Origin of the sequence: Dyella sp. BiH032, from assembly GCF_031954525.1 — a bacterium.
Taxonomy (GTDB): Bacteria; Pseudomonadota; Gammaproteobacteria; order Xanthomonadales; family Rhodanobacteraceae; genus Dyella_D.
This window is the reverse complement of the sequence record NZ_CP134867.1, coordinates 881,192-895,175: the sequence shown is the minus strand read 5'-3', so window position 1 is coordinate 895,175 and position 13,984 is coordinate 881,192. Positions and strand designations below refer to the sequence as shown.

Below are 13,984 nucleotides of genomic sequence, written 5' to 3'. Positions count from 1 at the left end.
CCGTCACGGGCTTGTGCCAAGATCGCCCGCTTCAAAGGGGAGGGGTCGCGTGAAAGGGAAAGAGATCGTCTCGTACGACGGCGTGCACTGCGCCAACTGCGCCACGCCCATGCAGGGGGAGTTCTGTCATGAGTGCGGGCAGTCCATCCACACCGTGCTCAAGCCGGTGCACCACATGTTCGAGGACACACTGGAGACCTTCCTCCACGTGGACGGACGCGTGCTGCACACCGTGCCGCCGCTGCTGACCAAGCCGGGCTTCCTCACCCTGGAATACTTTTCCGGACGCCGGCAGCGCTACGTGCCGCCGTTCCGCCTGATGTTCGTGCTTTGCCTGCTGGCCTTCTTCTTCACCCACATCGCCATCGACATCGGCGGCGACCACGGGAAGGGCGACCAGCCCGGCATACACGTGGAGGAGGACACGTTCGACGACCTCAATACGCCGGCCCAGGTGCGCAAGGCGCTGGACGAACAGCTGGCGGACCTGGAACAGGCCAAGACCCAGACCTCGAACGTTCCCGGCGTCGAAGCGTCCATCACCGTGGCCCAGAACGAGCTGCGCGAGCAGGCCGCGGCGCGCATCGCGGCACTGGAGCACGCGTCGCCCCCCGCTGCGGCGGCGAGCGCCCCTGCATCGTCGGCCTCTGCACCCGTGGCCGCAGCCTCCAGTCCCGCGCCCGCGTCGAGCGCGGCCGCCTCACCGGCCGGCGCGGCTCCGGCGAAAAAGCACAAAGCTCACAGCAACAACAAGGCCATCAAACAGTGGCTGACCGGCCATGACCACGTGAGCATCGCCTGGCTACCGGGCTTCATGAATGCGCGGCTGGACCACACCCTGGGCAACCTGCGCGAGAACCTCAACGGCTTGAACAGCGCGGATCCCGAGGTGCATGCGCAGGCGGTCGAGCGGATCAAGGCTGGCATCTTCGGCGCATTGCCGCAGGCCATGTTCGTCCTGATGCCGGTGTTCGCCCTGCTGCTGAAGCTGTTCTACCTGTTCAAGCGCCGGCTCTACATGGAGCACCTGATCGTGGCGCTGCACAGTCACGCCTTCCTGTTCCTGGTGCTGCTGCTGGGCGCCGCGCTGGCCATGCTGAAGACCTGGATCGGCCCGCACGCGGCCTGGGCGGGGCAGCTGTTCGGCTGGCTGGAAGCGGCCCTTTCCCTGTGGGCGCTGGTGTACCTGCTGCTGATGCAGAAGCGCGTCTACCGCCAGGGCTGGACGATGACCGTCATCAAGTACGTGATGGTGGGCTGGTGCTACATGTGGCTGCTTGGAATCTGCGTCATGGGGGCCCTGGCGCTGGGTCTGGCGCACTGAATCACCCCTCGTGTTTTTGTGAGGTGCATCACGGCAGAACCGGCGACTGGCCGGCGTTGCGAGCCCTGCCAGAAACGGGCCAATGAGGGTTTTGCACAGCATCACGGGACTGTCAACACCGCGGCAAGGCCGATGTCAATTGTATGAACGCCGGCCAAGCGCGATTTGTAACCCTTTGAATTGGTGGAACATTACAGACTGGCTAAAACTTCGTCAGCACGTCCGGAAGTCCGATTTTTCAGGCGTGGAGGGCCTCCTTCCCCGGCACATCCACAGACTTATCCACAGCTCTTGTGGATAAGCGGAATTTTCCCCCTGGTTGAGCCACTTACCAGGGACTCCTCGACCCGGCACCAGCATCCGCCTGCAAGTCCGGCCGGAACGGGCGCGACCGGGTGGTCGGGCGACCTTCGGGCCATCCGCCGAGCCATCTCACGCCGGCTGGGATCACCCGGGTACACTGGCCCGCCACGAGGTTCGCATGCCCGCCGTCCTTCGCGTCGCCCTGCCCGTTCCCCTGCCGACCCTGTTCGACTACCTGCCGCCCGCGGCGGGCGAGGCGCAGGCGGGCAGCCGGGTACTGGTGCCGTTCGGCCGCGGCAAGGCCGTGGGCGTGGTGGTGGAGACGCAAGCCGAATCCGCGCTGGGCGGCGCGCGGCTGAAACGGGTCCTCCGCCTGCTGGACGACGCGCCGCTGCTCGACGCGGAGCTGATGAAGACTCTGGCCTGGGCCGCCGATTACTGGCTAGGCGCGCCGGGCGAGGCCTACGCCAACGCGCTGCCGCTCGCCCTGCGCGAGGACAAGCCGCTGCCGGATACCCACGAGGAAGTCTGGGCGCTCACCGTCGCCGGCCGCAGCGCGCTGGATGCCGGCAGTCGCAAAGGCGGCAGCCGCCTTCTGCTGGAAGCGCTGGCGGCCGGCCCGCTCTCCGCCGGCGAACTGCTCGAACGCCTCCCCGCCTGGCGCGAGGCCGGCCGGCGCCTGGCCACCACCGCGCTGATCGAACGCGTCCGGCGCGACAACGCCGAGCCGCGCCCCATTACCACGGCCCCGCCCCTGAGCGCCGAGCAGGAACAGGCGGTGGACGCGGTCGCCGCCTCGCTCGGACAGTTCCAGCCGTTCCTGCTCGATGGCGTCACCGGCAGCGGCAAGACCGAGGTGTACCTGGCGCTGATCGAACGCGTGGTCGCGCAAGGAAAACAGGCTCTGCTGCTGGTGCCGGAGATCGGCCTGGCGCCGCAGACCGTGCGCCGCGTGCGCGAGCGCCTGGGCGTGCCGGTGGAAGTGCTGCACTCGAACCTGGCCGAAGGGGATCGCGCGCGCGCCTGGCTGCGTGCGCGCGACGGCGAGGCACGGGTGATCCTGGGCACGCGCTCGGCGGTATTCACGCCGCTGCCGCAGGCGGGCCTGATCGTGGTGGACGAGGAACACGACACGGCCTACAAGCAGCAGGAAGGCTTCCGCTACCACGCGCGCGACCTGGCGCTGCTGCGCGGCCGCGCGCTGGGCGTGCCGGTGCTGCTCGGCTCGGCCACGCCTTCGCTGGAATCGCTGGCGAACGTGGAGGCCGGCCGCTATCGCGCGCTGCACCTGCGCGCGCGGCCGGGGGCGATCCGCCCTCCGCAGGTACAGATCGTGGATATGCGCGCACAACGCCTGGAGCACGGACTGTCGCCGACGCTGCTGGCCGCGGTGCGCGACACCGTCGCGCGCGGCGAGCAGGCGCTGGTATTCCGCAACCGCCGCGGCTACGCGCCGGTGCTGCTGTGTCACCAGTGCGGCTGGCATGCCGAATGCCCGCGCTGCGAACATCCGCTGACGCTGCATGCGGGCCGGCGCCAACTGATCTGCCATCACTGCGACTACCACGCCCGCGTGCCGGAGCAGTGTCCCTCCTGCGGCGCCGCGGACCTCAAGCCACAGGGCCAGGGCACCGAGCGGTTGGAAGAGGCGTTGACCGCGCTGTTTCCCGACGTGCCGGTATTACGCATCGATCGCGAAACTACGCGCCGGCGCGACGCCTTCGACGAACTGCTGGATCGCCTGCGCACGGGCGGTCCGGCGATCCTGGTGGGCACGCAGATGCTGGCCAAGGGGCACGACCTGCCCGAGCTCACGCTGGTGGCCATCGTCGGCGTGGACGAAGGCCTGCACAGCGTGGACTTCCGCGCCAGCGAACGCCTCGCGCAGCTCACCGTGCAGGTCGCCGGCCGCGCCGGCCGCGCAAGCAAACCGGGGCGGGTGATCCTGCAGACGCATCACCCGGAGCATCCGCTGTTGCGCCAGTTGCTGGCCCAGGGCTACGGCGCCGCGGCGAAGGAACTGTTGGCCGAACGCCGTGCCTTGCAGCTACCGCCATGGCACCACCAGGTCCTGCTGCGTGCCGATGCCCACCAGCGCGACTACGTGGATGCGTTCCTCGCCGAGGCCCGCGCAGGGCTGGACCGCCCCGAATTGCAAATCGCCGGCCCGATGCCCGCGCCGATGCCGCTGCGCGCCGGCCGCCATCGCGGCCAGCTGCTGATCGAAGCAGCCAGCCGCGCCGCGTTGCACGCCGCCTTGCGGCCGTGGTCGCGCGCGCTGTCGACGTTGCCGTCCGCGCGCAAAGTGCGCTGGTCGCTGGACGTTGACCCGGTGGATCTCTACTGATCCACACGCTCGGCCAACGGCCGTTCCTTTAGACTCCCGCGAGCCCTCTTCCTCGCGAGGTCCCCGATGTCCCAGCCCGATCCACGGCCGCACGTCGTCATTCTCGGCGGCGGCTTCGGCGGCCTGGCCGCCGCCCGCCAGCTCGACGATCCCTCGCTGCGCGTCACCCTCGTCGACCGACGCAACCACCATCTCTTCCAGCCGCTGCTGTACCAGGTGGCCACGGCAGGCCTGTCGGCACCGTCCATCGCTGCGCCGCTGCGCCAGATCCTGCGCAAGCAGAGCAACGCTACCGTGCTGCTCGACGAGGCGGTGGATGTCGATCTCGCGGCCAAGCAAGTGATGCTCGCGCAGGGGCCGCTCGCGTACGACTACCTGGTCGTAGCTACCGGCGCGACCCACGCCTACTTCGGCCACGACGACTGGGCGCGCCACGCACCCGGCCTGAAGACACTGGACGATGCGTTCACGATCCGCCGCCGCGTGCTGCTGGCGTTCGAGCACGCCGAGCGCGAGGACGACCCGGCGCGGCGGCAGGCCTGGCTCAATTTCGTCGTCGTGGGCGGCGGAGCCACTGGCGTGGAACTGGCCGGCACGCTGGCCGAGATCGCGCGCCACACCCTGCCGCGCGAATTCCGCCGCAGCGATCCGCGGCGCGCCAACATCCTGCTGGTCGAAGCCGGGCCGCGCGTGCTGCCGGCATTCGCCGAGGATCTCTCGGCAAAGGCAGCGAAACAGTTGGAGAAGCTGGGCGTGCAGGTGCGCACCGGCACGGCCGTCACCGCGATCGGCGCGGACAGCGTCAGGCTGGGCGAGGAAACGCTGGCCTCGCGCACCGTGCTCTGGGCCGCCGGCGTGGCGGCCTCTCCGCTCGGCAAGCGCCTGGGCGCGCCGGTGGATCGCGCGGGACGGGTGCAGGTACTGCCTGACCTGAGCCTGCCGGATCACCCGGAGGTATTCGTGGTCGGCGACCTGGCCAGCGCGTTCCGCCCCGGCGGCCAGCCCGTGCCCGGCGTGGCGCCGGCCGCCAAGCAGATGGGGCGCCATGTGGGAGAGGTCATCCTCGCGCGTCTGCGGGGCGACGGCGCATCCAAGCCGTTCCGCTACCGCGACGACGGTGCGCTCGCCACCATCGGGCGCATGGCCGCGGTGGCGCAGTTCGGGCGCCTGAAGTTCTCCGGCCTCCCCGCCTGGTGGGTGTGGCTGGTCGCCCACGTGTACTTCCTGATCGGCTTCCGCAACCGGCTGGTGGTGCTGCTGGACTGGGCCTGGTCGTACTGGACCTACCAGCGGCACGCGCGGATCGTGACCGGATCGGACCGCACTGACGAAAGCTGATCTCGCTTGCCGGGCGACGCTGAGCGGCGACAATAGGCCGTTCCCTCCGACGGATTCCGACGTGTCCAACCAACTCGAACAGCTGCGCCAGTACACCACCGTGGTCGCCGATACCGGCGACATCGAGGCCATCGCCCGTTACCGCCCGGTGGACGCCACCACCAATCCCTCCCTGCTGCTGAAGGCCACCGAGCTGCCGGCCTACGCGCCGCTGATCGACGAAGCCGTGCAGTGGGCCAAGGGCCAGAGCGCATCGAGCGAACGCCAGCTGGTCGATGCCAGCGACTACCTCGCCGTGGCCGCGGGCCGGAAGATCGCCGAGCTGGTGCCCGGCCGCGTGTCCACCGAAGTGGATGCGCGCCTGTCCTTCGACACGGACGCCACCATCGCAAAGGCCGAGCGCCTGATCGGCCTGTACGAGGCGGCCGGCGTGAAGCGCGACCGCATCCTGATCAAGATCGCCTCCACCTGGGAAGGCATCCGCGCCGCCGCGACGCTGGAGCGCCGCGGCATCCAGTGCAACCTCACGTTGCTGTTCTCGTTCGAACAGGCGGTGGCCTGCGCCGAAGCGGGCGTCTATCTGATCTCGCCGTTCGTCGGCCGCATCATGGACTGGTACGTCGCCAGCACCGGCACCAAGAGCTACGCACCGGAGGAAGATCCGGGCGTGCAGTCGGTGCGCCGCATCTACGGCTGGTACAAGCAGCACGGCTTCGACACCGTGGTGATGGGCGCCAGCTTCCGCAACATCGGGCAGATCCAGGCCCTTGCCGGCTGCGATCGCCTGACCATCAGCCCCGACCTGCTGGAGAAGCTGGAAGCGACCGCCGATGCGCTGCCGCGCGCGCTGCAAGACGGCGGCGAGCGCCAGGCGCGCCCGGCGCCGATCAGCGAGGCCGCCTTCCGCTGGGGCCACAACGAAGACGCCATGGCGACCGAGAAGCTGGCCGACGGCATCCGCAAGTTCGCCGCCGATCAGCGCAAGCTAGAAGCGATGCTCGCCAAGAAGCTGTGACCGCTGAGGCCGGGCCGCAAGGCCCGGCCTTGCGTTCTCGACACGATCCTGCCGAAGCAGCAGGACGTCATCCCCGCGAGCGAGCGGCGCGACGTGTGCGTCGTCGACAACGCGGCGACGCTAGGCTGCGGCAGCGAATGACAGGTATTCCGCAGAGATAAAGTCAGCGGCGGCCGAACCGCGGCGCCGCTGAATCTTTGTGCTCAGCGCGCCGGCGATGTCGCGGGTTTGCCGCCTTCGCTGGCGAGCTGATCGATCGACCAGCCGCCACCTAGCGCACGCACCAGTTGCACACTTGCGCGCAGTTGCCGCGTATCCAGGTCGAGCAGGCTGCGCTGTGCGTCCAGTGACGCGGTCTGTGCCTGCACCACATCGAGATAACCCACCGCACCCTGGCGGTAGCGGTCCATGGCGATGTCCAGCGAACGCTTCGCCGCGTCGGCGGCATCCTTCTGGTCGCCGCGCGCCGCGCCATAGTGATCGAGCTGGGCGAGGTTGTCCTCCACCTGCTGGAACGCGTTGAGCACGACGCCGCGGTAGCGCGCGCCAGCTTCCTCGGTGGCGGCCTTGGCGGCTTCGACGCCGGCCTTGCGTCGGCCGGCATCGAACAGCGTGAGCAGTGCGGTGGGGCCGATCGCCCAGAAACGGTTCGGCGCGGTGAACAGGCCGCCGTAGCGGTCGCTCTGGTAGCCACCCTGCGCGCTCAGGCCCAGCGAGGGGAAATAGGCCGCGCGAGCGATGCCGATGCGCGCGTTGGCAGCTGCGACGCGACGCTCGGCCGCTGCCACGTCAGGGCGCCGCTGCAGCAGGGTCGAGGGCAAGCTTACCGGCACGGTCGGCAGGGGTAGCGCTCCCGTGTCGGGCACGACGCTGAAGTTCGACGCCGATTCGCCGACCAGCGACGCGATGGCGTGTTCGATCAACGCACGTTGCGCCTGGGTCTGCGACCACTGCGACTTGGCCGAGGAAAGCTGGGTCTGCGCGCGCGCGACATCCAGGCCCGAGGCGATGCCGCCGGCGTGCCGCGTCTGCGTCAGCTCCAGCGCCTTCTGGTACGCGTCAATGCTTTCCTTCAACAGCTGGATCTGCTGATCCAACCCGCGCAGCACGATGTAGTTGTCGGCCAACTGGGCTTGCAGGCTCAAACGTGCAGAGGCGAGATCGGCCGCGGCGGCGAGCGCGTCGTCCTTGCCCGCCTCGACGGTGTTGCGCACGCGGCCCCATAGATCGACTTCGTAGTCGATTTCCGCTCCCAGCGTGTAGCTGTCGTAGTTCGCCGGCGAGGTCGCGCCGCGCAGCGGCCTCGTGTCCGACTGGCGATCGCGCTGCGCATTTGCGTTGACGCCCACCTGGGGGAACAGGCCGGCCCGCGCCTGCTGGCTGAAGGCTTGCGCCTGCTGGTAATGCGCCAGCGCCGCGGCGAGATCGGCGTTGTTCTTGAGCAGGCGCTGCTGCAGCTGATCGAGCCGGTCGTCGCCATACAGCTTCCACCAGCCGTCGCGCGAAAGCTGGTCGGAGGGCTCGGCGGCCACCCAGCTCTTGCCGTAGGCCTCGCCGTGCTCCTGGTACTGCTCCGCCACCGGCACCTCGGGCGCCTTGTAGGCCGGCGCCAGCGAACACCCGGCCAGCCCCGCCGCCAGGGCCAGGGCGAGGACGCGCTCAGGCCTTCTTTGCATTGCTGCGCCCCTGGGCCTTGGCCAGTTCGGTGTCCTTCTCCGCCGTGCGTACGCGGTCGCCGTCCACCAGGCCGTCCGGCGGGCTCTCGATGACCCGGTCGCCATCGGCGAGGCCGGAGCCGATCTCCACCGTCTTGCCGTAGTCGCGCAAGATGGTGACCTTCTTGAAGGCCACCTTCCCGTCCGGGCCGAGCGTGGCCACGCGCAGGCCCTGGTCGTCGAAGATGAGCGCGCTCGCGGGTACGCGCAGTGCGGTGGCATCGGCGGGGCGGTCGAGCTTCACGCTGGCGAAGCTGCCGGGCATCAGCTTGCCGTCGGCGTTGTCCACCGCGAGCTGGATCAGGGTCGTGCCGGATTCGGCCGCCACGGCGCCCGCCGAGGCTTCGACCCGCGCCTGGAAGACGCGTCCCGGATACTCCGGCACGCTGAGATTGGCGATCGCGCCGGGCTTGATCGCCGGCGCGTAGTTCTGCGGCACGCGCACGTAGACGCGCAGCTTGCGCACGTCCGACACCACGAACAGCTCCGGCCCGCTGCCGCTGCCGGCGTTGATCAGCGCGCCGACGTCGGTGTCGCGTGCCGTCACCATGCCGTCGAACGGCGCGACGATGCGGGTGAAGCCCTTCAATGCCTCGATGCGATCGACGTTCGCCTTGGCCGCCTTGGCGATGGCCTGCTTGGCGGTGAAGTCGCCGGTCTTTTCGTCGACCTCCTGGCGCGACACGGAATCGGAGCCCAGCATCGCCTGCCAGCGCTTGGCCGTGGTGGCGGCCAGTGCGGCGTTCGCTTCGGCGCTGGCCAGATCGGCCTTGGCCTGCAGCAATTGCTGGTCGAGATCCGGCGTCTCGATCTCGGCAAGCAATTGGCCGGCCTTCACCGGCGCGCCGATGTCGACCTTCCAGGACTTCAGATAGCCGCTGACGCGCGCGTAGATCGGCGCGCGCGCATAGGCTTCGAGGCGGCCCGGCAGTTCCAGCGAGGAGCCTTTCTCGCTGCGCTCGACCGGCACCACGCTGACGGTGGGTACGGCCTGCTCGTCAGTCCAGTCCTTGAGCTTGTGCGCATCGTTGGCGCGCGTAGCGACGCCGGCGACCACTACGCCAATCACGACGATGGCGGCGACGATGCCCGCGCGGCGAAGGCTGCGCGGCGAAACCGGGTTGGGCTTGTGGGGGGTATCAGGCGACATGGACGGGCTCTCCGGAAACCGAAGCCGGGTCGGATGCGCGGCCATGCCGCGCGTGAATGATGCGGAACACCACGGGGACGAAGAACAGCGTGGCGACGGTGGCGAAAATCAGGCCGCCGATCACGGCGCGGCCCAGCGGTGCATTCTGCTCGCCGCCTTCGCCCAGGCCGAGCGCCATGGGCGCCATGCCGATGATCATCGCCAAGGCGGTCATCAGCACGGGGCGGAAGCGCACGAAACCGGCTTCCAGTGCGGCCTGGTGCGCGTCGCCATGCTCGGCGAGGCGCTCGCGGCAGAAGCTCACCACCAGGATCGAGTTGGCCGTAGCCACGCCCATGCACATGATGGCGCCGGTGAGCGCGGGTACGGACAGCGTGGTGTGCGTGGCGAACAGCATCCACACGATGCCGGCCAGCGCGGCGGGCAGCGCGGTGATGATCACGAACGGATCGCTCCAGGACTGGAAGTTCACCACGATCAGCAGGTAGATCAGCACCGCCGCGCCGATGAGGCCGAAGAGCAATCCGGAGAAGGCGCTGTTCATCGTCTGCACCTGGCCGAGCAGGGCGGTGGACGATCCCTTGGGCAGTTCCTTGGCATGGTCGGCGACGATCTTCTGGATATCCGCGGCCACTGCGCCGAGGTCGCGCCCTTGTGTGGTCGCGAAGATCTCGACCATCGGCTGGATGTTGTACTGGCTCACTACCGCATTGCTTGCCCCGCGCGTGACCGTGGCCAGGCCGCCGAGCAGCTGCGAACTGCCGCCGCCGCTGGACGAGACCGGGATGTTCTCCAGGGATGAGAGCGAGTCCAGCTTGTACTGCGGCGTCTGCATCACGATCGGATACGAGATCTGGTTCTGCGGGTTCAGCCAGAATGTGGGCGCCACCTGGCTCGAACCGGCGAGGTTCACCACGAGGCTGTTGGTGACGTCGCGCTCGGTGACACCCAGCAGCTGCGCGCGCGTGCGGTCCACGTCCACCGCGAAGGTGGGATTGGATTGCGATTGCTGGATGCGCGCATCGGCGACGCCGGGAACACGGCGGATCTCGCGCAGCAGCTTGTTGGCAAAAGCGAAGTTCTGCGCCAGCTTGGCGCCGCGGATCTGCAGGTCGATCGGCGCGGGCGAGCCGAAGTTGAGGATCTGGCTGATGATGTCCGCGGGTGGGAACGAGAAAGTGACACCGGGAAACTGGCGTGGCAATTCCTCGCGCATCCGCCGTACGTATTCCGCAGTGGGGCGGTGGCCTTCGTTGAGCGACAGCTGGATGTCGCCGTCCCACGAGCCGATGGTGCCGGTGTTGTTGTAGGCGGTGTTGATGCCGCTGATCGACTGGCCGATGTTGTCGACCACGGTACCCAGTTCCTCAGGTGGCACGATCCGCCGGATCGCCGCCTGCACATTGGCGAACAGCGTGGCACTCTCCTCCACGCGCGTGCCGATCGGTGCGCGCACGTGCATCAGGATCTGGCCGGCATCCACTGACGGGAAGAAGTTACGTCCGAGGAGCGGTACCAGCGCGAACGAAGCGACCACGAAGGCGAGGAAGCCGGCTACGAAAGCCTTGCGGTGCTCCATCGCCATCGCCAGGAGGTCGTGATATGCCGTGCGCACCCGCTCGAAACGCGCTTCGAAGCCCCGCTGGAAGCGCACCAGCGGGTTGCGCGACGGCGGCAGAGCCATGTTGTTGCCGTGTTCGTCGGTGTGGGGTTCGTGCGGCTTGAGCAGGTACTTCGCCATCGTCGGCACCAGGGTGCGCGACAGGATGAACGAGCAGATCATCGCGAACATCACCGCTTCGGCCATCGGCACGAACAGGAAGCGTGCGACCCCTTGCAGGAAGAACATCGGCACGAACACGATGCAGATACACAGCAGCGAGACGAAGGCCGGCGTCACGATTTGGCGCGCGCCGTCCATGATGGCCGTCTCGACGTCCTTGCCGTGCTCCAGGTGCCAGTTGATGTTCTCGATCGTCACCGTGGCGTCGTCCACCAGGATGCCCACCGCCAGCGCCAGGCCACCCAGGGTCATGATGTTCAACGTCTCGCCCACCGCCGACAGCGCAGCGATGGAACCGAGAATGGCCAACGGGATCGACGTAGCGATGATCACCGTCGAGCGCCAGCTGCCGAGGAACAGCAGGATCATCAGGCTGGTCAGCGCCGCGGCGATGATGCCCTCCTTCGCTACGCCGCCGATCGCCGCGCGCACGAAGATCGACTGGTCGCCGATGGGTGCGATCTCGAGCGTGTCGGGGAAGGAATCCTTCGCATCCTTCAGTTTCTGCTTGACGCCCTCGATGATCGCCAGCGTCGAGGCCGAGCCGTTCTTCAGCACGGTCATCAGCACAGAGCGGCTGCCGTCCACGTGCACGACGTTGGTCTGCGGCGGGTTGCCATCGCGCACGTGGGCGACGTCGCGGATATAGACCGTGGTGCCGTTGACCATGCGCACGGGCAGATCGCCCAGCGCCTTGATGTCCGAAGGTGCGTTATTCAACTGCAGCGTGTATTCGTACTCGCCGATCTTCTGCGTGCCGACCGGCACGATCAGGTTCTGCGCGGCGAGCGCGTTGGCCACGTCCTGCGCCGACAGGCCACGCGCCTGCAGCGCAGCCGGGTCGATATCGATCTGTACCTGGCGGGTCTTGCCGCCAAAGGGATACGGAATCGATGCGCCGGCCACCGACGTGAGCACCGGGCGCACCGCATTCGTGCCGAGGTCGCCCAGGCTTTGCTCGCTCAAGCCTTTGCCCGACAGCGCCAACTGGATGATCGGCACGGTCGAGGCGTTGTAGTTGAGGATCAGCGGCGGGGTGATGCCCGGCGGCAGCTGGCGCAGCAGCGTCTGTGCCACCGCTGTCACCTGGGCGTTGGCGGTGCGGATGTCCACCGTGGGCTGGAAGAAGATCTTGATCACGCCGAAGCCGGCAATCGACTGCGCCTCGATGTGCTCCACGTCGTTCACCGTGGTGGTGAGCACGCGCTCGAAGGGTGAGGCGATGCGGCCGGCCATTTGGTCGGGCGGCAGGCCGGTGTACTGCCACACCACGCTGATCACGGGGATCTTGATGTCGGGGAAGATGTCCGTCGGCGTGCGCAGCGCGGACAGCGGGCCGATGATGAGGATCAGCAGCGCGAGAACGACAAAGGTGTAGGGCCGCGTGAGCGCGATCCGGACGATGCCAAGCATGCGGGGGATTCCGTGCGCGAATGTTGCGTCGCGAAATTTTGACACGCGCCGTGCGCCGGCCGTTCGTTTATCCGGATGAAGATATTTTCATGTTGCGCATTGCGTCCGGGTCGATCCGCCCGCGTCGCCGCTCGTCAACCCACGGTTGGCAGGGACGGGATACGCGGCGCCTCCGTCGCTTCCGGCACGACGGTGCGGGAGAGGCAGGTGCCCGGCACTTCGCCCGGGTTCACCGTATAGCAGTACAGGGTGATGCGTGCGCCCGTGCCCTCTTTCGCCTCACCGATGTCCAGCGCGAAGCCATGCAGGCGCACGATGGCGCTGACGATGCTCAGGCCCAGGCCGGAGCCGGACGCGGAACGGCTGTTGTCGCCGCGGTAAAAGCGCCGCGTGACCGCATCGCGCTCGTGCGCGGGGATGCCCGGGCCCTGATCCAGGATGGTGATGCGCGGGCCGCGGCTGTCCATGCGCGCACGCAGCCGCACTTCGCCGCCCGCCGGGGTGAATTTGATGGCATTGCCCACCAGATTGGCGAGCGCCTCGAACAGGAGGTGTGCATCGCCGCGCACGGTCGCGGTGGGTTCGACGTCCAGCACGAAGGGCTGGCCGCGATCCTCTGCCACCGGCGCATAGAACTCGTGCACCTGCTGCAGGACGCCACTGAGGTCGACTTCGTCGAAACAGGCGCTGCGACGTCCATCCTCCAGCTCGGACACGCGCAACAGCGCGCGGAAGCGACCCAGCACCTGGTCGATGTCTACGATGCTGGCTTCGACGAGCGCCGCTTCGGGCTGGTCCGACAGCTGCTGCTGCGCACGGTACAGCCGCGCGCGCAGACGGGTGAGCGGCGTGCGCAGGTCATGCGCGATGTTGTCGCACACGCCCTTCACTTCGTTCATGAGGCGCTCGATCTCGTCGAGCATGGTGTTGACGATGGAAGCCAGCACGTCGAGCTCGTCGCCGCGCCGGCTCACGGGCAGGCGCTTGGCGAGGTCGCCCTGGCGGATCGGATCGGTGGCCTGCTGGAGCGCGCGGATGCGTTTTTCCGGTCCGCGCCGCAGCAGGAAACCGCCGAACAGGCCGGGGATGATGGTGAGCGACAGCGCCCACATCAGGGCGCGCCACACGACGGCGCCCAGGCCGTCGATCGTGCTGGTGTCCTTGGCGATCACCAGTACACGGCCGTCAGCCAGGCGCTGGGCGAGCGCACGGGCGCGTACCTGGCTGCCGTCGCGATCCGGACGCGGCAGGCCCTGCTCGAGCAGGCGCACCTGGCCGTCGGGCGCGAGTTCGGACGGCATGTGCGCGATGTTGCCCGCTGCGGGCCGTCCGCTGGCATCGAACAGGCCGACGGACATGACGCCGTGCGGATCGATCGTCGCCGCGGCGTCCACGGCGGAAGCCAGGCGCTGGGTGTCCGTACTCGCCAGATAGTGCATGCGCTGCTCGAGCATCTGGTCGATGACGGTGTTGAGGTAGCGCGTGGTCTCCCACTGAATCACGCCGACGAGCACCAGCCCCCAGGCGGCGAACAGCGCGCCGTAGATGGCGATCAGGCGGGTGGTGGCGGAGCGCCAGGCGTTGGGGCGGGTCATG

General features: G+C 68.4%; 8 protein-coding genes. 4 read left to right on the top strand and 4 right to left on the bottom strand.

All coding sequences use genetic code 11. The features are described from left to right. Positions 1-49: 49 nt before the first annotated feature. From RKE25_RS03910 to tal, 4 genes are all read left to right on the top strand, one after another. On the top strand, positions 50-1,324 hold the full coding sequence (locus RKE25_RS03910; protein ID WP_311840957.1) for a DUF3667 domain-containing protein: 1,275 nt from the start codon (positions 50-52) through the stop codon (positions 1,322-1,324). A gap of 481 nt (positions 1,325-1,805) precedes the next feature. Then, entirely contained in the window at positions 1,806-3,974 is a 2,169-nt protein-coding gene (locus RKE25_RS03905) for a primosomal protein N' (protein ID WP_311840956.1), read from the top strand. A gap of 66 nt (positions 3,975-4,040) precedes the next feature. After that, entirely contained in the window at positions 4,041-5,312 is a 1,272-nt protein-coding gene (locus RKE25_RS03900; RefSeq protein ID WP_311840955.1) for an NAD(P)/FAD-dependent oxidoreductase, read from the top strand. A 61-nt stretch (positions 5,313-5,373) separates the two neighbouring features. Continuing rightward, positions 5,374-6,327, top strand: coding sequence for a transaldolase (gene tal / locus RKE25_RS03895; protein ID WP_311840954.1), 954 nt, complete (start codon positions 5,374-5,376; stop codon positions 6,325-6,327). Positions 6,328-6,530: 203 nt separating this feature from the next. Here tal and RKE25_RS03890 read toward each other — a convergent pair whose 3' ends face one another. From RKE25_RS03890 to RKE25_RS03875, 4 genes are all read right to left on the bottom strand, one after another. After that, positions 6,531-8,003, bottom strand: a complete 1,473-nt coding sequence (locus RKE25_RS03890) for an efflux transporter outer membrane subunit (protein ID WP_311840953.1) — start codon at positions 8,001-8,003, stop codon at positions 6,531-6,533. Then, positions 7,987-9,192, bottom strand: a complete 1,206-nt coding sequence (locus tag RKE25_RS03885; RefSeq protein ID WP_311840952.1) for an efflux RND transporter periplasmic adaptor subunit — start codon at positions 9,190-9,192, stop codon at positions 7,987-7,989. The genes RKE25_RS03890 and RKE25_RS03885 overlap by 17 nt, the downstream gene beginning before the upstream one ends. Next, the gene (locus tag RKE25_RS03880; RefSeq protein WP_311840951.1) at positions 9,182-12,388 is read right to left on the bottom strand and encodes an efflux RND transporter permease subunit; all 3,207 of its coding nucleotides are present in this window, start codon (positions 12,386-12,388) and stop codon (positions 9,182-9,184) included. Before RKE25_RS03880 ends, RKE25_RS03885 begins: the two co-directional genes overlap by 11 nt. Positions 12,389-12,522: 134 nt before the next feature. Further along, positions 12,523-13,983, bottom strand: coding sequence for a HAMP domain-containing sensor histidine kinase (locus tag RKE25_RS03875; RefSeq protein WP_311840950.1), 1,461 nt, complete (start codon positions 13,981-13,983; stop codon positions 12,523-12,525). Position 13,984: the final 1 nt, after the last annotated feature.